Source organism: Denitromonas halophila, assembly GCF_007625155.1.
Lineage (GTDB): Bacteria > Pseudomonadota > Gammaproteobacteria > Burkholderiales > Rhodocyclaceae > Nitrogeniibacter > Nitrogeniibacter halophilus.
The window spans coordinates 46074-69873 of sequence record NZ_VMNK01000014.1; the positions used below are offsets into that span (position 1 = coordinate 46074).

26 protein-coding genes are annotated in these 23800 nt (G+C 62.4%); 14 read left to right on the forward strand and 12 right to left on the reverse strand.

The genetic code is table 11. The annotated features are described in order from the left end of the window. Window positions 1–3: 3 nt before the first annotated feature. Window positions 4–762: a hydroxyacylglutathione hydrolase gene (gloB, locus tag FHP91_RS13870; RefSeq protein WP_144310161.1), complete on the reverse strand. Its 759-nt coding sequence runs from the start codon at window positions 760–762 to the stop codon at window positions 4–6. On the opposite strand from gloB, the gene FHP91_RS13875 reads away from it, so the two are divergent. From FHP91_RS13875 to dnaQ, 3 genes are read left to right on the forward strand one after another with little or no spacing between them, the layout of a single operon-like run. Next, a complete protein-coding gene (locus FHP91_RS13875) occupies window positions 761–1549 on the forward strand; it encodes a class I SAM-dependent methyltransferase (RefSeq protein WP_144310162.1) in 789 nt (262 codons plus the stop codon). The genes gloB and FHP91_RS13875 overlap by 2 nt on opposite strands. Further along, window positions 1539–1991 carry a ribonuclease HI gene (gene rnhA / locus FHP91_RS13880; protein WP_144310163.1) on the forward strand — a complete coding sequence of 151 codons (453 nt, stop codon included), beginning with the start codon at window positions 1539–1541 and terminating at the stop codon, window positions 1989–1991. The genes FHP91_RS13875 and rnhA overlap by 11 nt, the downstream gene beginning before the upstream one ends. Window positions 1992–2002: 11 nt before the next feature. Beyond that, window positions 2003–2728 carry a DNA polymerase III subunit epsilon gene (gene dnaQ, locus FHP91_RS13885; RefSeq protein ID WP_144310164.1) on the forward strand — a complete coding sequence of 242 codons (726 nt, stop codon included), beginning with the start codon at window positions 2003–2005 and terminating at the stop codon, window positions 2726–2728. Window positions 2729–2752: 24 nt separating this feature from the next. Here dnaQ and FHP91_RS13890 read toward each other — a convergent pair whose 3' ends face one another. From FHP91_RS13890 to FHP91_RS13910, 5 genes are read right to left on the reverse strand one after another with little or no spacing between them, the layout of a single operon-like run. Continuing rightward, on the reverse strand, window positions 2753–3505 hold the full coding sequence (locus FHP91_RS13890) for a fused MFS/spermidine synthase (RefSeq protein WP_144310165.1): 753 nt from the start codon (window positions 3503–3505) through the stop codon (window positions 2753–2755). A gap of 4 nt (window positions 3506–3509) precedes the next feature. Further along, complete coding sequence (locus FHP91_RS13895; protein WP_144310166.1) at window positions 3510–3806, reverse strand: hypothetical protein; 297 nt, start codon at window positions 3804–3806, stop codon at window positions 3510–3512. After that, a complete protein-coding gene (locus FHP91_RS13900; protein ID WP_144310167.1) occupies window positions 3779–4720 on the reverse strand; it encodes a hypothetical protein in 942 nt (313 codons plus the stop codon). Before FHP91_RS13900 ends, FHP91_RS13895 begins: the two co-directional genes overlap by 28 nt. Window positions 4721–4722: 2 nt before the next feature. After that, entirely contained in the window at window positions 4723–7299 is a 2577-nt protein-coding gene (gene mutS, locus FHP91_RS13905) for a DNA mismatch repair protein MutS (protein WP_246116313.1), read from the reverse strand. A gap of 14 nt (window positions 7300–7313) precedes the next feature. Next, window positions 7314–8120: an inositol monophosphatase family protein gene (locus FHP91_RS13910; RefSeq protein ID WP_144173479.1), complete on the reverse strand. Its 807-nt coding sequence runs from the start codon at window positions 8118–8120 to the stop codon at window positions 7314–7316. 60 nt (window positions 8121–8180) lie between these two features. On the opposite strand from FHP91_RS13910, the gene FHP91_RS13915 reads away from it, so the two are divergent. The 11 genes from FHP91_RS13915 (at window position 8181) to iscX (ending at window position 16431) form a co-directional block, all read left to right on the forward strand. Beyond that, window positions 8181–8909 (forward strand): RNA methyltransferase, encoded by a 729-nt coding sequence (locus tag FHP91_RS13915; RefSeq protein WP_144310168.1) that lies wholly within the window; start codon window positions 8181–8183, stop codon window positions 8907–8909. Between the two features lie 69 nt (window positions 8910–8978). Then, window positions 8979–9734: a serine O-acetyltransferase gene (cysE, locus tag FHP91_RS13920; RefSeq protein WP_144310169.1), complete on the forward strand. Its 756-nt coding sequence runs from the start codon at window positions 8979–8981 to the stop codon at window positions 9732–9734. An 84-nt stretch (window positions 9735–9818) separates the two neighbouring features. After that, a complete protein-coding gene (gene iscR / locus FHP91_RS13925; protein WP_144310170.1) occupies window positions 9819–10307 on the forward strand; it encodes a Fe-S cluster assembly transcriptional regulator IscR in 489 nt (162 codons plus the stop codon). Window positions 10308–10318: 11 nt separating this feature from the next. Beyond that, entirely contained in the window at window positions 10319–11467 is a 1149-nt protein-coding gene (locus FHP91_RS13930) for a cysteine desulfurase family protein (protein WP_144310171.1), read from the forward strand. A gap of 47 nt (window positions 11468–11514) precedes the next feature. Continuing rightward, window positions 11515–12726, forward strand: a complete 1212-nt coding sequence (locus FHP91_RS13935; protein WP_144310172.1) for an IscS subfamily cysteine desulfurase — start codon at window positions 11515–11517, stop codon at window positions 12724–12726. Window positions 12727–12745: 19 nt separating this feature from the next. Then, on the forward strand, window positions 12746–13138 hold the full coding sequence (gene iscU / locus FHP91_RS13940; protein ID WP_144310173.1) for a Fe-S cluster assembly scaffold IscU: 393 nt from the start codon (window positions 12746–12748) through the stop codon (window positions 13136–13138). A gap of 11 nt (window positions 13139–13149) precedes the next feature. After that, a complete protein-coding gene (iscA, locus tag FHP91_RS13945) occupies window positions 13150–13473 on the forward strand; it encodes an iron-sulfur cluster assembly protein IscA (protein ID WP_144173495.1) in 324 nt (107 codons plus the stop codon). Window positions 13474–13495: 22 nt separating this feature from the next. Beyond that, window positions 13496–14026, forward strand: a complete 531-nt coding sequence (gene hscB, locus FHP91_RS13950) for a Fe-S protein assembly co-chaperone HscB (protein WP_144310174.1) — start codon at window positions 13496–13498, stop codon at window positions 14024–14026. Beyond that, window positions 14026–15894, forward strand: a complete 1869-nt coding sequence (hscA, locus tag FHP91_RS13955; protein WP_144310175.1) for a Fe-S protein assembly chaperone HscA — start codon at window positions 14026–14028, stop codon at window positions 15892–15894. Before hscB ends, hscA begins: the two co-directional genes overlap by 1 nt. 1 nt (window position 15895) lies before the next feature. Continuing rightward, window positions 15896–16240, forward strand: a complete 345-nt coding sequence (fdx, locus tag FHP91_RS13960; protein WP_144310176.1) for an ISC system 2Fe-2S type ferredoxin — start codon at window positions 15896–15898, stop codon at window positions 16238–16240. After that, window positions 16237–16431, forward strand: a complete 195-nt coding sequence (gene iscX, locus FHP91_RS13965) for a Fe-S cluster assembly protein IscX (RefSeq protein ID WP_144173503.1) — start codon at window positions 16237–16239, stop codon at window positions 16429–16431. Before fdx ends, iscX begins: the two co-directional genes overlap by 4 nt. 19 nt (window positions 16432–16450) lie before the next feature. Here iscX and FHP91_RS13970 read toward each other — a convergent pair whose 3' ends face one another. From FHP91_RS13970 to dapD, 6 genes are all read right to left on the reverse strand, one after another. Continuing rightward, complete coding sequence (locus FHP91_RS13970) at window positions 16451–16909, reverse strand: response regulator (RefSeq protein ID WP_144310177.1); 459 nt, start codon at window positions 16907–16909, stop codon at window positions 16451–16453. Between the two features lie 26 nt (window positions 16910–16935). Beyond that, window positions 16936–19536 (reverse strand): PAS domain-containing protein, encoded by a 2601-nt coding sequence (locus tag FHP91_RS13975; protein WP_144310178.1) that lies wholly within the window; start codon window positions 19534–19536, stop codon window positions 16936–16938. 77 nt (window positions 19537–19613) lie between these two features. Beyond that, entirely contained in the window at window positions 19614–20546 is a 933-nt protein-coding gene (prmB, locus tag FHP91_RS13980; protein WP_144310179.1) for a 50S ribosomal protein L3 N(5)-glutamine methyltransferase, read from the reverse strand. After that, entirely contained in the window at window positions 20546–21694 is a 1149-nt protein-coding gene (dapE, locus tag FHP91_RS13985) for a succinyl-diaminopimelate desuccinylase (protein WP_144310180.1), read from the reverse strand. The genes prmB and dapE overlap by 1 nt, the downstream gene beginning before the upstream one ends. A 30-nt stretch (window positions 21695–21724) precedes the next feature. After that, the gene (locus FHP91_RS13990) at window positions 21725–22906 is read right to left on the reverse strand and encodes a PilT/PilU family type 4a pilus ATPase (RefSeq protein ID WP_144310181.1); all 1182 of its coding nucleotides are present in this window, start codon (window positions 22904–22906) and stop codon (window positions 21725–21727) included. A 67-nt stretch (window positions 22907–22973) separates the two neighbouring features. After that, window positions 22974–23795: a 2,3,4,5-tetrahydropyridine-2,6-dicarboxylate N-succinyltransferase gene (gene dapD / locus FHP91_RS13995; protein ID WP_144310182.1), complete on the reverse strand. Its 822-nt coding sequence runs from the start codon at window positions 23793–23795 to the stop codon at window positions 22974–22976. Window positions 23796–23800 lie beyond the last annotated feature (5 nt).

Genomic DNA, 23800 nt, shown 5'->3' on the forward strand with positions numbered 1-23800 from the left:
TCCTCAGAACGTGTTTTTCCATTCGCGCAGCGCGGTGAAGGTGGTCAGCGCAGTGTCGACCGGCTGATGTCTTTGATTGGCCAGCGTGGACCGGATGGATGGGCTGAGCGGTCGCAGGAAGGGGTTGATTGCTCTTTCGCGAGCAATGGTGCTGGGCAGCGTGGGCAGCCCCTTGAGTCGCCGATCGGTGCATTCAGCCAGCCACAGATCCCGCGTCAGGTTGTCCGGTTCGGCCGCTTGTGCGAAAGCAAGATTGGCAAGCGTGTATTCATGAGTGCAGTACACCTGCGTGTCGTCCGGTAGCGCTGCCAGCTTGTTCAGCGAGTTGAACAGTTGCGCGGGCGTTCCTTCGAATATCCGCCCGCAACCGGCACTGAACAACGTGTCACCGCAAAACAGCACGCCCGGCGCGTAATACGCAATATGGCCGCGGGTGTGCCCGGGGACGTCGAGTACTCGCAGCGTCAGTGCAAGTTCCGGTATCGCGAGTTCATTGGGCTCGCGCACCGTGTGGGTGACGCCCTCGATGGTCTCGGTGGCCGGACCATAGACCGGACACTGCGGCGCGAGAGCCGCCAGGCCGCCGACATGATCGGCGTGGTGGTGAGTAATCAACACGGCAGCCAGCGTCAGATCGTGTTGCGCGATAAAATCCTGCACTGGCGCAGCGTCGCCGGGGTCGACCACAAGCGCGTTGCGGTCGTCGTGCATCAGCCAAATATAGTTATCTTTGAACGCGGGTAAGGGAACAATCTGTCTCATGACGCCTCCTGATACCTCCTCGCTAAACCTACGCCAGCCAGCGGATCTGGCCGATTGGTTACAGACGCCCATGGGGCGGTATGTGACGGCGTGGGAGGAAAAGCAATTTGATGCCATGGTAGCGGATCTGTTCGGTTACCACGCGGTGCAGGTCGGGCTGACGCAGATCGATTTCCTGCGGAATAACCGTATCCCGTCCCGTACGTTGTGCGATTTCACGACGGACGGTCGGCTGGTGGATGTTTTGGCCAGTGCAGAGGCACTGCCTTTTGAATCTGGCAGTGTCGATCTGGTGCTCTTGCCTCACGCGCTGGAATTTGCGGAACACCCGCACCAGGTGCTGCGGGAAGTGGAGCGCATTCTGGTGCCAGAGGGCCAACTGATCGTGGCCGGCTTCAATCCGTACAGCCTGTGGGGCGCACGTCGGCTGGCACAACGGCGTGCCGGTGCGTTTCCATGGCAAGGGCAATATCTGTCAGTGCGGCGGCTCAAGGATTGGCTGCAATTGCTGAGCTTCGATACCCGCGCGGGGGGCTTTGGTTGCTACGCCCCGCCCATGCGTCAGCAGCGCTGGCTCGACCGATTCAACTTTATGGACGCGGCGGGTGAGCGCTGGTGGCCGGTGTGCGGTGGTGTTTACCTGCTGCAGGCGGTCAAGCGGGTGCACAGCATGCGGCTGATTCAGCCCAAATGGCGCACGCGCAGCGCCCGTCGTAAATCGCTCGCCCCGGTCGCTTCGCCCGGGCAGCGGGTGGCAAGAATTCACAGGAAACAGAATGACGATTGAAGTCGATATTTTTACCGATGGCGCCTGCAGCGGTAACCCCGGCCCGGGCGGCTGGGGCGCTATCCTGCGCTGGGGTACGCAAGAAAAGACCTTGTTTGGCGGCGAAGCGAATACCACCAATAACCGCATGGAGCTGCTAGCCGTCATTCGCGCGCTCGAAGAACTCAAACGGCCCGTGAAGGCGCGGGTGCACACCGACAGCCAATATGTTCAGAAAGGCATTTCGGAGTGGATTCACGGCTGGAAGGCCCGCGGCTGGAAGACGGCGAGCAAGGCGCCCGTAAAGAATGAAGATCTGTGGCGTGCGCTTGATGCCGTGCAAAGCAGCCATCAGGTGGAGTGGGTGTGGGTCAAGGGGCATGCCGGGCATGTCGAGAATGAGCGGGCGGATGGCCTGGCGCGTCAGGGCGTGGAGTCGATTCGCGCCCGCCGGGCGTCTTGAGGAAGGCGGATATGCGACAGATTGTGCTGGATACGGAAACGACGGGTCTGGAATGGCGTAGTGGCGACCGGGTGATTGAAATCGGCTGCGTCGAACTGGTGAATCGCAAGCTCACCGGGCGTCACTACCATGTGTACATCAACCCCGAGCGCGATAGTGATCCGGGTGCCATCGAGGTGCACGGCATCACCAACGAGTTTCTCGCCGACAAGCCAAAATTCAGGGATGTGGCGGCTGAATTCGAAGATTTTGTTCGCGGTGGCGAGCTGATCATTCACAACGCAAACTTCGACGTCGGCTTTCTCGACAACGAGCTGACGCTGATCAACCGGCCGCGGCTCGGCGGCATCTGCGCCGGGGTGATCGATACGCTGAAGATGGCCAAGGAGCTCAACCCGGGCAAGCGGGCCACACTCGACGCCTTGTGCGAACGCTTCGACGTGGACAACGCCCGACGGACGCTGCACGGCGCCTTGCTGGATGCGGAGTTGCTGGCCGAGGTCTATCTGGCGATGACGCGCGGGCAGGAGAGTCTGATCATCGGCCTCGACGAAGCGCCCACCGCAGCGATGACCGAAGAGCATGCGGCTTCGCTGGCTGACCGTCCGCCGCTGACCGTGTTGCGCGCCAGCGAGGACGAACTGGCTGAGCATGCAGCGGTTTTGGCCGACATCGCCAAGGCGACCAAGGGCGGCTGTCTGTGGCTGCCAAGCGAGACTCCGGCGGCCGCGGATTGAGCATCTGGTGTGGCGAGTACTCGGCTAGAGCCGCAGCCACTCGCCGCTATCGGCTTTGGCACCGAGCAGGCGATTGACGGTGGGGCGCAAGTCCAGGCCGGTCGCTGTTTGCACCGCGATCGCTCGTTCGCGTAGTTCGGCAGCGTCGAGTTCAATCGGGTGGCCGACGGCGCCAAAGGCAATCATGTTGCCGTGGTCGGCCGAGTTGAAAGCCAGCGAGCGCTGGTCGAATGCATACTCCAGGCGAGCCATGGTGCCCTCGTAGCGGCGCCCACGGTTGAACAGATTGGCCGAGAGCAGGCCGTCGTCGGTCAGGTGCTCGCGCAGGCAGCGATAGAATTCAATCGAATTGAGCGGCCCCTGGCGCACGTCGTGGTCGTAGGCGTCGAGCAGAATCAGATCCCAGCGCGCATCGGTTTGCGCCATGAACACCAGACCATCTTGCAGATGCACTTGCAAGCGATCATCGTCGGCCGGAAAACGAAAATACTGCCGGGCGATGGCCAGCACACGCGGTTCGATTTCGACCACGGTGTGAATCGCGTCGGGCAGTTGCCGGTGAATGAACTTGGCGAGTGAGCCCGCGCCCAGGCCGATCGACAGCACGCGGCGCGGCCAGGGGGCTTCGCGCATCAGCAGGCCGGCCATCATTTCGCGGGTGTAGGGCAGCTCCAGCGTATGCGGGCTGCGCAAGCGCATGGCCCCTTGGACCCACTCGGTACCAAAATGGAGAAAACGTACGCCCGCTTCTTCGCGGATATCAATGGGATTTTCCATTGGTTCAGAATCCAGTCCGGGGAAAGAGCGGCGCGTCGGCGTCGCCTATTAATGATTGCAGGTGTTGGTAGCCGATGAAGCTTCGCAGGAAGTACAGCCCCTTGAGGCGCTGGCAGGCGCGGGCTTCGGGTGAGTTGGCCGCGAAGCTCAGCGGCACGTGCAGGCTGTCGAAAATATGGTCATCCGTGTCGGTCAGATGACAGACCGCCTTCAGTTGACTGATCTGCACGTCGATCGCTTTCAATTCGCCGACGCCATTCAGATGCATTCGGCTCATGGCGCTGTCGGCGGTGGCGCCCACGGGTGGGATGTGATGCGTGCCGCACCGGGTGTATCAGCAATGTGCACTTCAACCCAACCCATGAAGGGGGCGCCGTAGGTCTCGATGCGGGTGAAGTGTGCGACGCGCTGGCCGGCCGGATCGTTGAGCGGGTGGTCGATCTTGTGGTTGTGGCTGTCGCCGTGAATCAGGATGACCTGGCGATCGGTGGCCTGCACGTGTGCTCGAAGCCGGTCCACAAAGTCGACAAAGCCGCGTTTTGGTTTGCCAGCGGCATAGGCTTTGAAGTGTGGATCGCCTTGCAGGGTGAGGACGATCAGGCGCGCATCGATTTGCGCCGCGCGGGCGAAGGCAGCGGCCATCCAGTCGATATTGGCGGCGTGGCGCTGGCGGTATTCTTCTCCCGGCGTGTCGGCCTTGCCGAAATTGTTATTGCTGCCGGTGACGTTGAGCGTGGCAAAGACAACGCCGCCATGTTCCCAGCACAGGTTCTCGGGGTAGGGTGCGGCCTTGTTCGCATCGCTTTGACGAAGCACCGGCATCGGCGGTTTGCCCAAGGATCTGGCGTCGGCAAAGAAGACGCCACGCAGGAAATTCAGCCGTTCGAGCGGATCGTAGCCACCGTTGCTGGCGCGATGACAGTCCGTCCATTCGTTGTCGCCGGGGGTGTAGATCAATGGCGCCGAAACCGCATCGAACAGCGTGCGTCGGTCGTGATACATCGCGTCGTCACAGCGCTGGCTGCCACTCTTGATGTCGCCGGCGTGGATGATGAAAGCCGGTTTGCGCTCGCCGATCTGCGTCAGCATGGCAGGCAGCAACTGGCGCTCGGCGTCGGTATAGGGCGTGTCACCAATGATCGCGAAATGCCATTCAGCGGCCGTGGCGAGCGATGCGCTTGCAGCCAGAACCAAGGCGATGAAAAAGCGGCGCATGCTCAGCTGACCAGGCGTTTGAGTGCGTAGAGTTGCTCAAGCGCTTCGCGCGGGCTCATGGCGTCCGGATCGAGGTTCGCCAGCGCGCCGATCGCCGGGTGTGAGGGCGCGTCGGGTTCGTCGGCGGGCAGGGCGGCGAACAGGTCGGGCTGGCTGCTGCTGCCGACCGATTGGTTCTCCAGTACGCGCAGGCGGCGCCGGGCATCGCGCACCACGGCGGGCGGAATGCCTGCCAGCGCGGCCACTTCAATCCCGTAGCTCTGGCTGGCCGGGCCGTCTTCGACCGCGTGCATGAAGACAATGCGGTGGCCGTGTTCGACCGCATCCAGATGCACGTTGGCGCATTCCGGGTAGTCGACGTTGACGCGGGTGAGCTCGAAATAGTGGGTGGCGAACAAGGTCAGGCTGCGGTTCTTTTCGAGCAATTGGCGGGCAATGGCAAAGGCCAGCGCCAGGCCGTCGAAGGTCGAGGTGCCGCGGCCGATCTCGTCCATCAGCACCAGGCTGTGCTCGGTGGCGCCATGCAGGATGGCGGCGGCTTCGGTCATCTCGACCATGAAGGTCGAACGGCCGGAGGCGAGGTCGTCCGAGGCGCCAATGCGGGTGAAGATGGCGTCGATCGGGCCGATGCGGGCGTGCTGAGCCGGCACGAAGCTGCCGATATGCGCCATCAGGGTGATCAGCGCGACCTGCCGCATGAAGGTCGACTTACCGCCCATGTTGGGGCCGGTGATCATCAACATGCGCCGCGTGGGCGAGAGCGAACAGCGGTTGGCGATGAAGGCTTCGACCTGGCGCTCGACCACCGGGTGGCGGCTGTCGACAAGTTCCAGCCCGGGCTGGTCGGAGAGCACCGGGCAGCAGTAATCGTAACGCCGTGCCGACTCGGCCAGCGCGGCGAGTGCGTCGAGCGTGGCAATGGCGCGGGCGACCCGCTGGAGTTCGGGGATGTCACCCGCCAGCGTATCGAGAATCGTCTCGTAGAGCGCCTTTTCGCGCGCCTGGGCGCGGTCCTGCGCCGACAAGGCCTTGTCTTCAAAGGCCTTGAGTTCGGGCGTGATGTAGCGCTCGGCATTCTTCAGTGTCTGGCGACGGCGGTAGTCGTCCGGCACCTTGTCGCCATGCACGCGGCCGATCTCGATGTAGAAGCCATGCACCCGGTTGTACTCGACCTTGAGCGTCGAGATGCCGGTGCGCTCGCGTTCGCGCACCTCCATCTCGATCAGGAACTGGCCGCAGTTGTTCTGGATGCCGCGCAGCTCGTCGAGGTCGGCGTCATAGCCGTCGGCAATCACACCGCCGTCGCGCAAGGCGGTCGAGGGTTCGGGGGTGATGGCACGGCTGAGCAGCTCGGCCGCCGCCGTTGGCGGGGCGAGTTGCTCAGCCAGCGCGGCCAGCACCGGGGCTTCGATCTCGGTAAGCGAGGCGCACAGCGTCGGCAGGCGCGCGAGGGTGTCGCGCAGGGCCGACAGATCACGCGGGCGGGCGGAACGCAGCGCGATGCGGGCGGTGATCCGCTCCACATCGGCCACGCCCTTGAGTGCGCTTCGCACATTGGCGCCGGGGCCGCTGCCGGCATCGCCGAGCAACTCGGCCACGGCGGCATGGCGGGCGGTGACGGCGGCGCGGTCGCGCAGCGGGTGGTGAATGGCGTGGCGCAGCCAGCGCGAGCCCATGCTGGTGACGCAGGTGTCGAGGCAGGACAGCAGCGTGGGCGAAGCCTCGCCACGCAGGGTTTCGGTCAGTTCGAGGTTGCGGCGGGTGGCGGCGTCGAGGCGGATGTATTCGGACTCGTGCTCGACCCGAATGCCGGTGACGTGCCGCAGGCTTTGCTGTTGGGTGCCACTGGCGTATTCATACAGCGCTGCGGCGGCGGCCAGCGCCACGGGCAGGTCGTCGGCACCATAGCCGGACAGATCGCGGGTGCCCAGATGCGCGGTGAGCAGTCGTGCGCCGTTGGCGCCATCGAACTGCCAGTCCGGCATTTTTTGCAAGGCCGGGGCGAGCGACTCGATCAGCGGCAGGCGCAGGGCGTCAGAGATCAGCACCTCGGCGGGGCGCAGGCGTTCGAACTGGGTTTGCAGTTGCTCTGGCGCGCACTCGAGCAGGCGCAGGTCACCATTGGCGAGGTTGAGCCAGGCCAGACCCAGGGTGCCGCGATGCACATGGGCGCACAGCAGCAGCGCATCGCGCCGGTCGTCCATCAAGGCCGCATCGGTGACCGTGCCGGGGGTGACGATGCGCGCCACGGCGCGCTCCATCGGGCCCTTGGTGGTGGCCGGGTCGCCGACCTGCTCGGCGATGACGATCGACTCGCCCATCTTGACCAGCCGCGCCAGGTATTGCTCGACCGCGTGGTAGGGCACGCCCGCCATCTTGATTGGCTCGCCGGCCGACTTGCCGCGGGTGGTCAGGGTGATGTCGAGCAGACGGGCGGCTTTCTCGGCATCTTCAAAAAACAGCTCGTAGAAATCGCCCATCCGGTAAAACAGCAGCAGCGCCGGGTACTGCGCTTTGAGCGCGAGGTACTGCTGCATCATGGGGGTGTGCCCCTCCGCCGAGCGGAGCGCGGTGTTCATGGGCGCAGACACCCTCAGGCAGTCATGCCAACAGGGCGGTGGGCCTGAATGATGGGCAGCATCTGGACGAAGACCTTGGGCGTGGCGGCGATGATATTGCCGGTGTTGAGGTAGTCCGATTCGCCGGATAGATCGCTGACCAGGCCGCCGGCCTCTTGCACCAGCAGGGCGCCCGCGGCGATGTCCCAGATCGACAGACCCATTTCCCAGAAACCATCAACACGACCCGAGGCAACATAGGCCAGATCGAGAGATGCCGCGCCAGGGCGGCGGATGCCGGCCGTTTTCTGGCACAGCTCGCGGAACATGCCGAGATAGGCGTCGATATTGTCGAGCTCGCGGAACGGGAAGCCGGTAGCGAGCAGCGAGTCGGCCAGCTTGGTACGGCGCGACACGCGGATACGGCGCTCATTCAGATAGGCACCACGGCCTTTCGAGGCGGTGAACAACTCGTTGCGCACCGGATCGTAAACCACCGCCTGCTCGACCACGCCTTCGCGCGCCAGGGCGATCGAAATCGCGTACTGCGGAAAGCCGTGAATGAAGTTGGTGGTGCCGTCGAGCGGGTCGATGATCCACTGGTATTCGCTGTCGGCATTGCCGGCGGCCTGGCCGGATTCTTCTGCTAAGATCCCATGCCCCGGGTAGGCGTCGAGCAGCACTTCGATAATGGCGGCTTCCGCGGCGCGATCGACCTCGGTAACGAAATCGTTGGCGGCTTTGGTCTCGACACGAATACGGTCGATATCACTGGCGGCGCGGTTGATGGTCGTGCCCGCGCGGCGAGCGGCCTTGACGGCGATGGTGAGGATGGGATGCATTACAGTCCGTTGAACAGGCATGTGCCCGTTCGCAAAAATTGAAAAACCACAAATTCTAGTATGAATGAAGCCAGTCTGCTTGACCGTGTGCGTATTGTGCTCACACGCACCAGCCATCCCGGCAATATCGGCGGGGCGGCACGCGCAATGAAAACCATGGGCTTGTCCCGCCTTGTGCTGGTCAGCCCCCATGTTTTTCCGAGCGAGATTGCCACCGCGCGCGCCTCGGGTGCCAACGATGTGCTGGAGAACGCTCAGATCGTCGGCTCACTCGAAGAAGCCTTGTCGGGCACGGTGTTCAGCGCCGCCATGACGGCGCGGCGTCGAGAACTGTCCTTGCCCATGCAGTGGTCGCGCGAGGCGGTCGGCACGGTCACCCGTTACGCGGCGCAAGGCGATGTGGCCCTGGTGTTTGGCAACGAATCCAGCGGGATGACCAATGAAGAACTGGCTTTGTGCCACCTGCCGGTGATGATCCCGGCCAATGCCGAGTACAGCTCGCTCAATCTGGCCGCTGCGGTGCAGATCCTGTGCTACGAGATGCGGATGGCCTGCCTGGTGCGTCCCGAGGCGCCGGATGGTGCTGGCGTGTCCGCAGAGTTCGGTGAGGTGGAAGGCTTTTACGGCCACCTGGAGCAGGCAATGATCGAGAGCGGATTCCACGATCCGGCCAATCCACGAAAGCTGATGCCGCGACTGCGTCGCTTGTTTGGCCGGGTGCGGCTGGAGAAGGAAGAGGTGGGAATTCTGCGCGGCATCCTCAGTGCGCTTCAGCGTAAAGTCGATTAAAATAGTCGGACTTTTTTGGGCGCTCGCGAAGGTGGGCGCCTTTCGTTTGCCAAATCTTTGGAGGGGCGCATGTTCAGTCGCTTGCGGGAAGATATCAACAGTGTCATGAGCCGTGACCCCGCGTCACGCTCTGCGCTCGAGGTGCTGACCTGTTATCCCGGCGTGCATGCTCTGATGTTCCATCGTCTCGCTCACGCAGCGTGGACCCGAAAGCTCTACTGGCTTGGCCGCTTTGTCAGCCATATCAGCCGTTGGCTCACCGGTATCGAGATTCATCCGGGCGCGGTGATCGGTCGGCGTGTGTTCATTGATCACGGTATGGGTGTGGTGATTGGCGAAACGGCGGAGCTCGGCGACGATTGCACTATTTATCAAGGCGTCACGCTGGGCGGCACCTCGCTGTATCGCGGTGCCAAGCGGCATCCGACGCTCGGCAAAGGCGTGGTGATTGGCGCGGGCGCACAAGTGCTCGGCGGTTTTACCGTGGGCGACGGCGCCAAGGTGGGCTCCAATGCGGTGGTGGTCAAGCCGGTGCCCGAAGGCGCGACCGCGGTCGGCAACCCGGCGCGGATTATCGACCGTGAGCGCGACGACGCGCGTGAGCAGAAGGCCGAAGCCATGGGCTTTTCGGCCTACGGTGTGACTCGCGATATGGACGATCCGATGGCTAAAGCAATTCATGGCCTGCTTGATCATGCGGTCGAAACCGATCGGCGTCTGGCGCTCATGATTCAGCGACTTGAAGCGGCGGGCGTATCTGTGAACGGCGACGGTGAATCGGCTGACAGCTTCGACGCGGAACGCCTCGGAAAAATGGTGGATTAGGCGGAGGGTAATAGTTGATCGAAGTAGTCGGGTACTGTATTGTCGACTAGATAATTCAGGTATTCGAGCTGCGAGGGCATTGCAATGAGACTCACGACCAAAGGCCGGTTCGCCGTGACCGCAATGATCGACTTGGCGCTGCGCCAGGATGGAGGGCCGGTAACGCTGGCAGGCATCGCTGAGCGACAAAGTATTTCGTTGTCTTATCTCGAGCAGCTTTTTGGCAAATTGCGTCGCCACAATCTGGTGTCCAGCGTGCGTGGCCCTGGTGGCGGGTATTGCCTCGCCAAGCCGATGGCGGAATTGACGGTGGCGAACATCATTGTCGCCGTCGATGAGCCCCTGGATGCGACGCAGTGCGGCGGCAAGCAAAATTGCCACGATGAACACCGCTGCATGACCCACGACCTGTGGACCAACCTCAATCGCCGCATGTTCGATTACCTCGATTCGGTCAGCCTGCAGTGTCTGGTGACCGCGCATCAGGCGCGGGAAGCGGCCAATCGCAGTGAAGAGAAAGTGATGGTGCTCAAGCGTCCCCGGGTGAGCGACAGCGAATCGGCATCGATCTGAGTTTGCAGACCATGTTTGCCCCGGTGTACTTCGATCACAACGCGACCACGCCGCTTGATCCGCAGGTGCGCGAAGCCATGTTGCCGTATCTTGGCCAGCGCTTCGGCAACGCGTCGAGTCGTCATGAATACGGTCGCCATGCGCGCGCAGCGATCGACACCGCGCGTGCGCAAGTGGCCGCGGCGCTGTGTGCGCATCCGACAGAGGTGATCTTCACCAGTGGCGGATCAGAGGCGAACAATCTGTTCCTCAAGGGCGCGGCCGCCATGCTCAAGCCGGGCCGCGTGGCCGTGAGCGCGATCGAGCATCCGTGCGTGAGGGAATCGGCGCGTCGGTTGGTGAAGCAGGGCTGGGTGTTTGATGAAATGGGTGTCGATGCGCAAGGCGTGATCGACATGACCGATTTCACCGAAAAGCTGTCGGCGCGTCCGCAGTTGGTGTCGGTCATGCTGGCGAACAACGAAACCGGCGTGCTTCAGGATATTGCGTCCCTGGCCGCGATGGCGAAGGCGCGGGGTGCGCGTTTTCATACCGACGCCGTGCAGGCGCTGGGTAAGGTGGCGGTCGATTTTCGGGCGCTGGGCGTGAATGCGCTGACCGTGTCGGCCCACAAGATTTATGGCCCGATCGGCGTCGGTGCGCTGGTTGTCGACAAGCGCGTTGAGCTCGCGCCGTTGATCGATGGCGGCGGTCAGGAGCGTGGATTACGCTCCGGAACAGAAAACCTTGCTGCAATTGTGGGTTTTGGTCTGGCCTGTGAACTGGCAGAATCACGCCGCGTAGCTGACGCAACGCACGCGGCACAGCTCAAGGCCGCACTTGAACAAGGGCTTGGCAGCCTGGGCGCAACGGTGTTTTCCGCGGATGCGACGCGTTTGTCGGGCACCAGCTTTTTTGCTTTTTCAGGTGTCGATGGCGAGACGCTGGTCGGGAAGCTGGACCGGGCGGGGTTTGCGTGCGCGAGCGGTTCGGCGTGCTCCAGCGCAAATCCGGAGCCGTCGAAAACCTTGCTGGCGATGGGGGTGGCGCCCGAGATGGCGCGTGGCGCGATTCGCGTCAGCGTGGGCCGGGCGACAACACCGGACGAGGTGAGCCGCTTTGTTGGCGCCTTGTCGAATGAATTGAATACCTTGCGTGGCCTGACGGCCATGGCGAGCTGACTGAACAGAAAACGAGTGGGCTGCGATGGCCCGGACGGAGAGAGTGCATGTTGAAGTTCCCGATTTATCTCGATTATTCGGCGACCACGCCGATCGACCCGCGTGTGGTCGAGGCGATGATCCCGTATCTGAGCGAGCATTTTGGCAACCCCGCGAGCCGCTCCCACGCCTACGGCTGGGAAGCCGAAAAGGCGGTCGAACTGGCGCGTGCCGATGTGGCGGCGCTGGTCAATGCCGATCCGAAGGAAATCGTGTGGACCTCCGGCGCAACGGAATCCGACAACCTGGCGATCAAGGGTTCGGCCCAGTTCTACCAGAGCAAGGGCAAGCACATCATCACGCTCAAGACCGAGCACAAAGCTGTGCTGGACACCTGCCGCGAGCTGGAGCGCCAGGGCTTTGAGGTGACCTATCTGGACGTGCAGGAAGACGGTCTGCTGAATCTCGATGCCTTCCGCGCCGCGCTGCGTGACGACACCACCGTGGTGTCGGTGATGATGGTCAATAACGAAGTGGGCGTGGTTCAGCCCATCGAAGAGATTGGCGAGATCTGCCGCGAACGCGGCATCATCTTCCATGTGGACGCGGCTCAGGCCACAGGCAAGGTCGACATCGATCTGCAGAAGCTGAAGGTTGATCTGATGTCGTTTTCGGCGCACAAGACCTACGGCCCGAAAGGCATCGGTGCACTGTATGTGCGTCGCAAGCCCCGGGTGCGCCTGATCGCGCAGATGCACGGTGGCGGTCATGAGCGCGGCATGCGCTCGGGCACGCTGGCAACGCACCAGATCGTCGGCATGGGCGTGGCTTTTCGCCTGGCACGCGAAGAAATGGCGACCGAGAACGAGCGTATCGGTCTGCTGCGCGACAAACTCATGAACGGCCTGACCGACATCGAGGCCACCTACGTAAACGGCGATATCGCCAAGCGTGTGCCACACAACCTGAACATTTCCTTTGCTTATGTGGAAGGCGAGTCGCTGATCATGGCGATCAAGGATGTAGCGGTGTCGAGCGGTTCGGCCTGTACCTCGGCCAGCCTGGAGCCCTCGTACGTGCTGCGCGCGCTGGGTCGGAACGATGAGCTGGCGCACAGTTCGATCCGTTTCTCGATCGGGCGTTTCACAACAGAAGAAGAAGTGGATTTCACCATTGACCTGTTGCATCGGAAGATCAGCAAACTGCGTGAATTGTCGCCCCTGTGGGAGATGGTGCAGGAAGGGGTGGATCTGAATACCGTGCAGTGGGCGGCCCACTGAGCTGACAGGAGAATAGAACATGGCTTATAGCGAAAAAGTGCTGGATCACTACGAAAACCCCCGCAACGTCGGCGCCTTTGCCAAGGACGAAGCTGGCGTGGGCACCGGCATGGTCGGCGCGCCGGCCTGTGGCGACGTGATGAAGCTGCAGATCAAGGTCAATGGCCAAGGCGTGATTGAAGACGCGAAGTTCAAGACCTATGGCTGTGGCTCGGCGATCGCGTCCAGCTCGCTGGTGACTGAATGGGTCAAGGGCAAGTCCCTCGACGAGGCGCTGGATATCAAGAACACGGCAATTGCCGAAGAGCTGGCACTGCCGCCGGTCAAAATTCACTGCTCAATCCTGGCGGAAGATGCGATCAAGGCCGCGGTGGCGGACTATCGCAAGCACCAGGAAGCTAAAGGCGAATAAGGAGTCGGTCGATGGCAATCACTCTGTCTGAGCGCGCAGCGGATCATGTGGCGCGCTTTATCGAAAAACGTGGCAAGGGCGTTGGTATCCGCCTGGGCGTCAAAACCTCGGGTTGTTCCGGCATGGCGTACAAGCTCGAATTCGCCGACGAGGCCGCGCCTGAAGACATCATTTTCGAATGTCGCGGGGTGAAGGTGCTGGTCGACCCGAAGAGCCTGCCGTACATGGACGGCACCGAGCTCGACTTCGTGCGCGAAGGTCTCAATGAGGGGTTCAAGTTCAAGAATCCCAACGTCAAGGACGAGTGTGGGTGCGGCGAGAGCTTTAATGTCTGATTTTTGCTGAGGCGTCTGATTTATGGATCTTCAGCAAGACTATTTCTCGCTGTTTGGTTTGCCGCAAGGCTTCGATATCGACAAGGACCGCCTGGAGCAGGCGTATCGTGACTGCCAGGCACAGGTGCATCCTGATCGCCACGCCCACCGCTCGGACGCTGAAAAGCGCGTTTCGATGCAGTGGGCGACACACGTCAACGAAGCCTATCGAACGCTGCGCAAGCCGCTGCTGCGCGCGCGCTACATGTTGTCGCTGCGCGGCGTAGACGCCGGTATCGAAACCAATACCGCGATGGCGCCCGCCTTCCTGATGGAGCAGATGGAATGGCGCGAGGGCGTTGAAGAAGCCCGCGAGGGCGGCGATGTGAGCGACCTCGAACACATGCGCCAGCGTCTCGACCTGCATGAGCGTGAGCTTCATCAGAATTTATCGGGCCAACTCGCCGAGGATGTGACCGATGGCGAACTCGCGGCCGATACCGTACGCCGTCTGATGTTCATCGAAAAACTCCAGATAGAAATCGACGATGCGCTCGAAGCGCTGGAAGACTGATGGCTTTGCTACAACTGCAAGAACCCGGCGAATCGACCGCACCGCATGAGCATCGTCTCGCGGTCGGCATCGACCTGGGCACGACCAATTCGCTGGTCGCCTCGGTGCGAAACGGGATCTCCGTCTGCTTGAATGACGCCGAAGGTCGCTCGATGCTGCCCTCGGTGGTGCATTACCCGCGCGACGGCACGACGCTGGTGGGGCGCGGCGCACAGGCGTTTCAGGTGGATGACCCGCGCAACACGCTGGTGTCGGTCAAGCGATTTATGGGCCGTGGCGTCAAGGACGTGACCCATATCGAGTCGATGCCTTACGACTTTGTCGACACCGAAGGCATGCTGCGCTTCCGCACGGCCGCTGGCGTCAAAACGCCGGTCGAAGTCTCCGCCGAGATTCTGAAGCACCTGCGCGAGCGCGCCGAAGCCAGCCTGGGTGGTTCGCTGGTGGGGGCCGTGATTACCGTGCCGGCGTATTTCGACGACGCCCAGCGTCAGGCGACCAAAGATGCCGCGCGGCTCGCCGGTCTGAATGTGCTTCGGCTGCTCAACGAGCCCACTGCCGCGGCGGTGGCCTACGGTCTTGAGAACGCCTCGGAAGGCGTTTACGCCATCTACGATCTGGGCGGTGGCACCTTCGATATTTCGATTCTCAAGCTCTCGCGTGGCGTCTTCGAGGTCATGGCGACCAATGGCGACGCCTCGTTGGGCGGCGATGATTTTGACCACCGCGTGTTCTGCTGGATTCTTGATCAATCGGGTGTTGCGCCGGTGTCGGACAGCGATGCGCGTCGTCTCCAGGCGCTGGCTCGCCGTGCCAAGGAGCGCTTGAGCACCGAAGAAGAAGCGCAGGTTCGAGTGACACTGAGTACCGGAGATGAGGTCGATCTGACGCTCACACGCGAGACCTTTGTCGAGATGACCCGCACGCTGGTCAATAAAACCCTGGCCCCGGTGCGCAAGGCCTTGCGCGATGCAGATCTGTCGGTGGATGAGATCAAGGGCGTGGTGATGGTTGGCGGGGCGACCCGCATGTTGCATCTGCAGCAGGCCGTGGGCGAGTTCTTTGGCCAGTCGCCGCTGACCAATCTCGACCCCGACAAAGTGGTCGCGCTTGGTGCGGCCATGCAGGCCAACGTGCTGGCGGGCAATCGTACCGCCGACGATGACTGGCTGCTGCTCGACGTGATTCCGCTGTCGCTCGGGATTGAAACCATGGGCGGCCTGGTCGAGAAGATCGTTCCGCGCAATTCGACCATCCCGATTGCCAAGGCGCAGGAATTCACCACCTTCAAGGACGGCCAGACCGCCATGGCCATTCATGTGGTGCAGGGCGAACGGGAGCTGGTGTCAAACTGCCGGTCACTGGCGCGGTTCGAGTTGCGCGGCATTCCCCCCATGACGGCCGGTGCAGCACGCATTCGAGTGAGCTATCAGGTGGATGCCGATGGCTTGCTGGCCGTGACGGCCCGTGAGATGTCCTCCGGTGTCGAGGCGCAGGTGGTGGTCAAGCCCTCCTACGGTCTGGCTGACGACGAGATTGCGGACATGCTCAAGGCCGGTTTTGACAACGCCGGTGAAGACGCCAAGGCGCGCGCGGTGCGTGAGCTACAGGTGGAAGGTGAGCGCCTGCTCGAAGCCGTGCAACAAGCCTTGCTGGCCGACGGTGTCTTGCTCGACGCCGAGGAGCGCGCAGGCGTCGACGCGGCCATGGTGGCGTTGCGCCAGGCGGTCGCCGAGACCGATGCCAAGGCACTGCGCAAGGCGCTTGATGGTTTGAGCCGACAGACCGACGCATTCGCGGCGCGACGCATGGACAAAAGTATTCGGACGGCGCTGGCCGGCCACAAGATCAATGAACTGAAGGTTTGAAATGACGCAGATAGTCGTGTTGCCGCATGTGGAGTTGTGCCCGGAAGGGGCGGTGCTGGAGGCCAGTCCGGGGACGTCAATCTGTGACAGTCTGCTCGCCAATGGTATCTCTATCGAGCACGCCTGTGAAAAGAGCTGTGCATGCACAACTTGTCACGTCATTGTGCGCGAGGGCTATGCTTCGCTCGAGGGTGCGGAAGAGCTCGAAGACGATCTGCTCGATCGTGCCTGGGGCTTGGAGCCGACCTCGCGGTTGTCCTGTCAGGCACTCGTTCGAGACACGCCGCTGACGGTCGAGATTCCGAAATACACCATTAATATGGTCAGCGAGGGCAAACACGGATGAAGTGGACCGAAGTCGAAGAGATTGCCATTCAGCTGTCGGACGCCCACCCCGAGGTGGACCCGACCAAGGTGAATTTTGTCGATCTGATGAACTGGGTGCTTGCGCTGCCCGAGTTCAATGACGATCCGGCTCGCTGTGGCGAACGGATTCTCGAAGGCATTCAGCAGGCCTGGATCGACGAGCTCGCCTGAGCGCGACCTCGATACCCGATCAGGCGCCGGTGCCGGGTGCAGGCTCTGAGGACTCGTTCAGCGACAGCCAATAGACGCCGAGCTGGCCCACCGCCTGGATGAAGCGTTCGAAGTCGACCGGCTTCCGGATGTAGCTGTTCGCACCCAAGCGATACGCTTCGGTGATGTCCTGTTGTTCTTTTGACGTGGTGAGTACGACCACCGGCAAGAGCGCCGTCGCCTCGTTGGCGCGAATTCGGCGCAGCACTTCCAGGCCGTCGATACGCGGCAATTTCAGGTCGAGCAGAATGACTGCCGGCATCGGGTTGTTCTTGCGCCCTTCGTGGCTACCCGTGCCAAAGAGGTAGTCGAGTGCCTCGACCCCATCGCGCGCGACCACGACCGGGTTGGGGATCTTGTTTTTGCTGAAGGCCCGCAAGGTAAGAGCTTCATCGTCCGGGTTGTCCTCAACGAGAAGAATAGGGCGCTCGGTAGGCATGCATACTCCTGAACTCGGCAGGGGAATCAGCCGAGGGTAAAGAAAAAGGTGGCGCCGCGACCGACCTGGGCGTCGGCCCAGACGCGGCCGCCGTGGCGATGGATGATCCGGCTGACGGTGGCCAGTCCAATGCCGGTGCCCGGATAATCCGATTCGCGATGCAGGCGCTGAAAAGCGCAAAACAGTTTACTGGCATAGCGCATGTCAAAACCTGCGCCGTTATCCTTGGCAAAATACACCGTCTCGCCATCTTGCTGCAAGCAACCGATTTCCAGTCTTGCGGACGGGTTCTGGCTCGTGAATTTCCATGCGTTACGAATAAGATTGCTCATGGCGATACGAAGCAGGCTGCGGTCACCATGCACCGGAAGCTCATCTGGCACGCTGAGTGAGACGCTACGCTCTGGCTGCTCCTGTCGAAGCTCCGCTTCGATGTCGTGGACAAGTGTTGCCAGGTTGAAATCTGACCGGCGCATCTCGTCGCGTGTCACACGCGAGAGTTTGAGCAGATCGTCGATGAGCTGCTGCATGCGATGAGTGGCGCTGCGAATGCGCTGCAGGTAGCCCAGCGCGTTCGGGTCGAGCTGCGGTCGATAGTCCTCTTCGAGCATGCGCGAGAAACCGTCGATGCCCCGTAGCGGCGCGCTCAGATCGTGGGATACCGAATAGCTGAAGGATTCGAGTTCCTGGTTGGCGACGGTCAGCTCGGCAGTGCGCTCGCGTACGCGTGTTTCAAGTGCCGTATTGAGCGCCTGAACTTCACGTTCGGCAGCCAGCCGTTTGCTGATGTCGACGCCAACACCGACCAGATGGCTCACCCCTTGCAGCTCAACCCGAATGATCGTGAATACGTAGGGAATGCCCGCGTCGTCCGTTGCACTCAAGCGCGCGTCAATGGTGGCGTGCTCGGTGCGCAGGGCTTGCATCAAGGCGCTCTGAAAGTTGAGGCGATCATCCGGGTGGAACAGGCTTCGGATGATGAGGTGTTCCATCTGCTCGGCGGGGGTGCCGGTCACGTTTTCCAGGTTGTGGTTCCAGCGAAGGATGCGGCCGCTGGCCTCAAGCAGGAAGAACACGCCGGGCAGGCTCTTGACGACCGCATCGGACAGTCCGTGGGCGTCGCGCAAGGCCGCGCTGGTGGTTTTCAGGTCGGTGGTGTCGGCAAAGATCCACAAGGCGCCGGCGTCGGGCGTGTCGGGCTTGATCAGGCGCCCCGTGACATAAAACCAGCGTCGAACGCCGTCGTGGCGGGCCAGCTGCATCTCGCGCGTGACTTGTGATTCACCGGCCGCGAGTTGCAGGCTCTGCAAGCCGAGTTGCGCCAGGGACTCACCAGAGACGGATTCGCCCGATGACGCAAACCACTCAAGAAAACGTTGATTGGCGTTGGCAATGCGTTGGCTCTCGACGAACACGATGCCGACTGGCACGTTGTCCAGAATCGCCTGCTTCTCGGTCAACAGCGCGCGAATGCTCTCCTGCGCCTGGCGTTGCTCGGTGATGTCGCTGCTCGCGCCAGCGAACCGGACGACGTCGCCCGCGTCATCCCACACTGCTTCGCCGCGGTGGCGGAACCAGCGATAGCTGCCGTCCTTGTGGCGGAGCCGGCACGCCACGTCGTAGGGGTCGCGCGTTGTGAAGTGCGATGTTACGGCCGCTTCGATGCGTTCGCGATCGTCGGGGTGAATCAGCGCGAGGAAGCTGTCGCGCTGGTTGGGCAGTTCGTCGTCGCGATAGCCGAGGAGCTGCTTGTAGCGCGGCGACATGTAGTAGCGCTCGAGTCGCAGGTTCCAGTCCCAGATACCGTCGGACGAGCCGCGGATGGCGTAGTAGAGGCGCTCTTCACTTTCCCGTCGGGCCGCTTCGGATTGCTTTTGCGCCTGGATGTCGGTGATCGAGCCGGCGTAGCGGTCGGCTTTGCCTTCCTTGTTCCAGCGCGCCTGTCCGCGTCCGCGAAACCAGCGGTAATTGCCATCGCGACAGCGCAGCCGATAGGACTCGTCAAATGGACTCTTGTGTTCGAGGTGGGCGTATTGCGCCGAGAGCACGCGCTCCCGATCGTCGGGGTGCAAGGCGGTCGAGAAGAAGAAGCCGCGTCGAAATTCGGCTTCGTCGGTATAGCCGAGCAATTTGCGGAAACGGGGTGAAAAGTACACCTCGTTGGCCAGCAGGTCCCAGTCCCAGATGCCGTCCGAGGTGCCTTCAATGACCAGTGACAGGCGGGCATCCTTGCCACGCATCCGTTTGAATTGATAGGCCAGCTGCTCGGCCATCTGGTCAAAACTGCGGCCGAGTTCGCCGATTTCGTCCGGGGCATCGTCCTGGATGCGGACCTTGAGCTGTCCTTTGGCGAATCGCTTTCCGGCTTCGCGAAGGCGTTGGAGGCGGCGGATGAGTGGCGTGGTGGCGAGTGCGACGATCAGTCCGGACAGGACGACGGCAATTCCGCCGACGAGCAGCATGCGTTGCCAGTAGCGATCGTAGTCGGCCGGTGTCCCGATGGCGTCGGGGGTGAGCCATTGCCAGCTCGCCAGCGCAATGCCAAGAATTGTCAGGCACTGGATGGTGATGACCAGCCCGATCAAGGCGATGCGCAAGCGGGTCGGTGCAAACCGTCGCGGGTTCATCAGCGCAACACCATCTCGGCGTCGGGACTCGCCTTCATCTCAAGCCCGTCGGGCAGCGGGCTGCTCTCTCCAGGGGCTCACGGCAGTTCATCTTCGCGCAGCAGGAAGACCATGTCTTCGGCGTGATCGTCGGACAGCCAGGTCAGCGGTAGATCGGGAAACGCCGCTTCGACCAGATGACGGTTGTGGCCGACCTCGACCATCAGCAGGCCGCCAGGATTGAGGTGCGCACGGGCTTGGGCGATCAGCGAACGCACTACATCGAGGCCATCGTCACCGGCGGCCAGCGCCATTTCGGGCTCGTGCAGGTATTCTGCAGGCAGGGCGGCCATTGCTTCGGCGGTGACATAGGGCGGATTGCTGAGGATCAGGTCGTAGCGTTGTCCGGCCAGCGGGGCGAGCGCGTCGCCCTGGTGCAGATGCACCTGCGCTTCAAGCCCGTAATCCGCGACGTTGTCGGTGGCCACGGCCAGGGCATCGGCGGACAGGTCGACCGCGTCGACCTCGGCGTTCGGGAAGGTGTGCGCCATCATGATCGCGAGGCAACCGGAGCCGGTACATACGTCGGCCACGCGGGTGACGGTCTCCGGGTCGTCAATCCACGGTGACAGACCGTCGGCGAGCAGGGCAGCGAAGTAGGAGCGTGGCACGATGACCCGCGGGTCGACCTTGAAGCGGTAGCCGGCCAGCCAGGCTTCGCCGGTCAGGTAGGCGGCAGGCATGCGCGATTCGACGCGGCGGTCGATGATCTCAAGGAGCGTTTCACGTTCGTCGAGCGGAATGCAGGCGTCCATGAAGGGCTCGAGCCGGTCGAGCGGCAAGGCCAGGGTGTGCAGCATGAGGTAAACCGCTTCGTCCCAGGCGTTGTCGGTGCCGTGGCCGAAAAACAGTTGCGCCCGATTGAAGCGGGTGACGGCGTAACGCAGCCAGTCACGCAGGGTGACCAGTTCGACCAGCGGGCCGCTGTGGTCGTGGTCTTCGTGGTCGTGATCGTGTTCGTCGTGGCTCATCAGGTCGGCGTCAGTAGCAGGTTTTCAAGGCAGCGGGCATAGACCGCGGAGAGCGGATCGATGGCATCGAGGGCGATGCATTCGTCGATCTTGTGAATGGTGGCGTTGACCGGGCCGAACTCGACGACCTGATCGCAGATGCGGGCGATGAAGCGCCCGTCCGAGGTGCCGCCGGTGGTCGAGATCTCGGCCGCAATGCCGCATTCGGTCTGGATGGCACGCGTGACCGCGTCCACCAGGGTGCCACGCGGGGTGAGGTAGGTCTGGCCGGAGAGGTTCCAGTCGAGGCTGTATTCGAGGCCATGCTTGTCGAGGATGTCGTGCACGTGCTGCTTGAGGCCGCCATCGGTGGAGGCCGACGAAAAGCGGAAATTGAAGCGCACTTCCATCGTGCCGGGGATGACGTTGCTCGCCCCGGTGCCGCCGGCGATGTTGGAGATCTGCCAGCTGGTGGGCGGAAAGTATTCGTTGCCGGCGTCCCATTCGGTGGCGGCGAGTTCGGTCAGCGCGGGCACGGCCTGGTGGATCGGGTTGCGCGCCAGATGCGGGTAGGCGATGTGTCCTTGAATCCCTTTGACCACGAGCTTGCCCGACAGGCTGCCACGACGGCCGTTCTTGACCATGTCGCCAAGCCGCTCGACCGAGGTCGGTTCGCCGACGATGCAGTAGTCGATGCGTTCGCCGCGTGCTTCGAAAGCCTGAACGACGGCAACGGTGCCATCGGTCGCGTCGCCTTCTTCGTCTGAGGTGAGCAACAAGGCGATGCGGCCAGGGTGATCAGGGTGCGCGCCGACGAAGCGTTCGATGGCGGTCACGAAGGCGGCCAGCGAGGCTTTCATGTCGGCCGCGCCACGGCCATACAGCTTGCCGTCGCGCTCGGTCGGGGTGAAGGGGTCGGACGCCCAGCGCTCGACCGGGCCGGTGGGGACCACATCGGTATGGCCGGCAAAACACAGCACCGGGCCGCTGCTGCCGCGATGCGCCCACAGGTTGCAGACGCCGTTGCGGTCGATGCGCTCCAGGGTGAAGCCGAGCGGCGTGAGGCGCGAGGCGATCAGGTCGAGGCAGCCGGCGTCTTCCGGCGTGACCGAGCGGCGGCTGATCAGCTCGCGGGTCAGTGCGAGGGTGGGGGAGTCAGGTGATGTCATGAAATCCGGTTTGAGTGACTGAGCTGGCGATCAGCGATCTTCGAGGTTCAAGGTGAATTCGCTGAAGGAGGCGCCGTCCGGCTGGGTGCTTTCAAAATCGATGATGCCGTTGTGCTGACGCTTTGGCGGGGGCTGGTCGCTGGTGTCGGTGCTGATCTGCGAGTTGTTGATCAGCCAGGACAGGTTGGTGGGCGAATCGGCGTGCGCCAAGGCTTCGTCGAGCGTGATGATCTTTTCGCGGTAGAGGCGGAACAGGTCTTGCTCGAAGGTTTGCGAGCCCGGGGCAAGTGTCTGCTCCATGGCTTCCTTGATGCTGCTGATCTCGCCGCGTTCGATCAGCTCGGCCACATGGCGGGTGTTCAACAGCAGCTCGACCGAGGGTAGGCGCAGCCCGTCAGGACGGCGCACCAGGCGCTGGGAAATGATGCACTTGAGCGCGACCGCCAGATCGAGGTAGAGCAGCGGGCGGTTTTCCAGCGGGAAGAAGTTCACGATGCGGTTCAGCGCGTGATAGGCGTTGTTGGCGTGCAATGTGGCCAGGCAGAGGTGACCGGTTTGCGCATAGGCCAGCGCGGCCTGCATGGTGTCCTTGTCGCGGATTTCGCCAATCAGGATGCAGTCGGGCGCTTGACGCATGGCGTTGCGCAGTGCTTCGTGCCAGTCGTGCGTGTCGATGCCGATTTCACGCTGGTTGATGATCGACTTGCGGTGCTTGAAGAGGTATTCGATCGGGTCTTCGATGGTCAGGATGTGACCTGTCCGGTTGCGGTTCCGGTGGTCGATCATCGAGGCCATGGTGGTCGACTTGCCCGAGCCGGTGGCGCCCACGACCAGCACCAGACCACGCTTTTCCATGATGATGTCGGCGAGCTTTTCAGGCAGCTTGAGCGAATCGAGCGTGGGGATGTCGCCACGGATGAAACGCACCACGATGGCCACGCTGTTGCGTTGCCAGAAGAGGTTCACCCGGAAGTTGCCCACATCACGCCGACCGAAGGAGAGATTCATCTCCTTGTCTTTGTCGAAGCGCACCGCCTGCTCTGGCGCCATGATCTCGTCGGCCATGCGCCGGATCATCGTCGGCTCCATCATCTGCTGATTGATGGGCAGGGTTTCGCCTTCAATCTTGATGTGGATGGGGACGCCGGCCGTGATGAAGATGTCCGAAGCGTTCTTCTCGGCCATCAGGGTGAACAGCTTGTCGAGGATCATCGCGTGCACTTCCTGGCGGGTTATACAGTCGTTCGGGGCAGGCAACAGCCCGCCCCAGCGGTGTGAATCAAGCGCCGCGCAGCAACTCGTTGATGCCAGTCTTGGCGCGGGTTTGCGCGTCGACACGCTTGACGATCACGGCGCAGTACAGGCTGTACTTCCCGTCGGCGGAGGGCAGGCTACCCGGGACTACGACGGCGCCCGACGGCACGCGGCCGTAGGTCACCGAGCCGGTTTCGCGGTCGTAAATCTTGGTGCTTTGACCGAGATACACGCCCATCGAGAGCACAGCATTCTCTTCGATAACGACACCTTCGACGACTTCTGAACGGGCGCCGACAAAGACATTGTCTTCGATGATGACGGGGCCGGCCTGGACGGGTTCGAGCACGCCACCGATGCCCACGCCACCCGACAGATGCACGTTCTTACCGATCTGTGCGCAGGAGCCTACGGTGGCCCAAGTGTCGACCATGGTGCCTTCATCGACATAGGCGCCGATGTTCACATAGGAGGGCATCAGCACCACGTTCTTGCCGATGAAGCTGCCCTTGCGCGCAGTGGCGGGCGGCACCACGCGGAAGCCGCCTTGCTGGAACTGCTCGGGCGTGTAATCACCGAATTTGGTGGGGACCTTGTCGTAGAAGTTGGTCGAGCCGCCTGGCATGATTCCGTTGTCGCGCAGGCGGAAAGAGATCAGCACGGCCTTCTTGACCCACTGATTGACCACCCACTGGCCGTCGACTTTCTGCGCCACGCGCAGGCTGCCGTTGTCCAGGCCGGCGATGACTTCTTCGACGGCTTCGCGGATTTCGGCCGGCGCGCTGGTCGGCGACAGGCTGGCGCGGTTGTCAAAGGCGGTGTCGATGATCTGTTGGAGTTGTTGCATGGGGG

Bases quoted from the DNA above. Each gene is read 5' to 3' on its own strand.
- FHP91_RS13875 (WP_144310162.1), top strand. From the start codon at position 761: ATGACGCCTCCTGATACCTCCTCGCTAAACCTACGCCAGCCAGCGGAT.
- gloB (WP_144310161.1), bottom strand. From the start codon at position 762: ATGAGACAGATTGTTCCCTTACCCGCGTTCAAAGATAACTATATTTGG.
- rnhA (WP_144310163.1), top strand. From the start codon at position 1,539: ATGACGATTGAAGTCGATATTTTTACCGATGGCGCCTGCAGCGGTAAC.
- dnaQ (WP_144310164.1), top strand. From the start codon at position 2,003: ATGCGACAGATTGTGCTGGATACGGAAACGACGGGTCTGGAATGGCGT.
- FHP91_RS13890 (WP_144310165.1), bottom strand. From the start codon at position 3,505: ATGGAAAATCCCATTGATATCCGCGAAGAAGCGGGCGTACGTTTTCTC.
- FHP91_RS13900 (WP_144310167.1), bottom strand. From the start codon at position 4,720: ATGCGCCGCTTTTTCATCGCCTTGGTTCTGGCTGCAAGCGCATCGCTC.
- mutS (WP_246116313.1), bottom strand. From the start codon at position 7,299: ATGAACACCGCGCTCCGCTCGGCGGAGGGGCACACCCCCATGATGCAG.
- FHP91_RS13910 (WP_144173479.1), bottom strand. From the start codon at position 8,120: ATGCATCCCATCCTCACCATCGCCGTCAAGGCCGCTCGCCGCGCGGGC.
- FHP91_RS13915 (WP_144310168.1), top strand. From the start codon at position 8,181: ATGAATGAAGCCAGTCTGCTTGACCGTGTGCGTATTGTGCTCACACGC.
- cysE (WP_144310169.1), top strand. From the start codon at position 8,979: ATGTTCAGTCGCTTGCGGGAAGATATCAACAGTGTCATGAGCCGTGAC.
- iscR (WP_144310170.1), top strand. From the start codon at position 9,819: ATGAGACTCACGACCAAAGGCCGGTTCGCCGTGACCGCAATGATCGAC.
- FHP91_RS13930 (WP_144310171.1), top strand. From the start codon at position 10,319: ATGTTTGCCCCGGTGTACTTCGATCACAACGCGACCACGCCGCTTGAT.
- FHP91_RS13935 (WP_144310172.1), top strand. From the start codon at position 11,515: ATGTTGAAGTTCCCGATTTATCTCGATTATTCGGCGACCACGCCGATC.
- iscU (WP_144310173.1), top strand. From the start codon at position 12,746: ATGGCTTATAGCGAAAAAGTGCTGGATCACTACGAAAACCCCCGCAAC.
- iscA (WP_144173495.1), top strand. From the start codon at position 13,150: ATGGCAATCACTCTGTCTGAGCGCGCAGCGGATCATGTGGCGCGCTTT.
- hscB (WP_144310174.1), top strand. From the start codon at position 13,496: ATGGATCTTCAGCAAGACTATTTCTCGCTGTTTGGTTTGCCGCAAGGC.
- hscA (WP_144310175.1), top strand. From the start codon at position 14,026: ATGGCTTTGCTACAACTGCAAGAACCCGGCGAATCGACCGCACCGCAT.
- fdx (WP_144310176.1), top strand. From the start codon at position 15,896: ATGACGCAGATAGTCGTGTTGCCGCATGTGGAGTTGTGCCCGGAAGGG.
- iscX (WP_144173503.1), top strand. From the start codon at position 16,237: ATGAAGTGGACCGAAGTCGAAGAGATTGCCATTCAGCTGTCGGACGCC.
- FHP91_RS13970 (WP_144310177.1), bottom strand. From the start codon at position 16,909: ATGCCTACCGAGCGCCCTATTCTTCTCGTTGAGGACAACCCGGACGAT.
- FHP91_RS13975 (WP_144310178.1), bottom strand. From the start codon at position 19,536: ATGAACCCGCGACGGTTTGCACCGACCCGCTTGCGCATCGCCTTGATC.
- prmB (WP_144310179.1), bottom strand. From the start codon at position 20,546: ATGAGCCACGACGAACACGATCACGACCACGAAGACCACGACCACAGC.
- dapE (WP_144310180.1), bottom strand. From the start codon at position 21,694: ATGACATCACCTGACTCCCCCACCCTCGCACTGACCCGCGAGCTGATC.
- FHP91_RS13990 (WP_144310181.1), bottom strand. From the start codon at position 22,906: ATGATCCTCGACAAGCTGTTCACCCTGATGGCCGAGAAGAACGCTTCG.
- dapD (WP_144310182.1), bottom strand. From the start codon at position 23,795: ATGCAACAACTCCAACAGATCATCGACACCGCCTTTGACAACCGCGCC.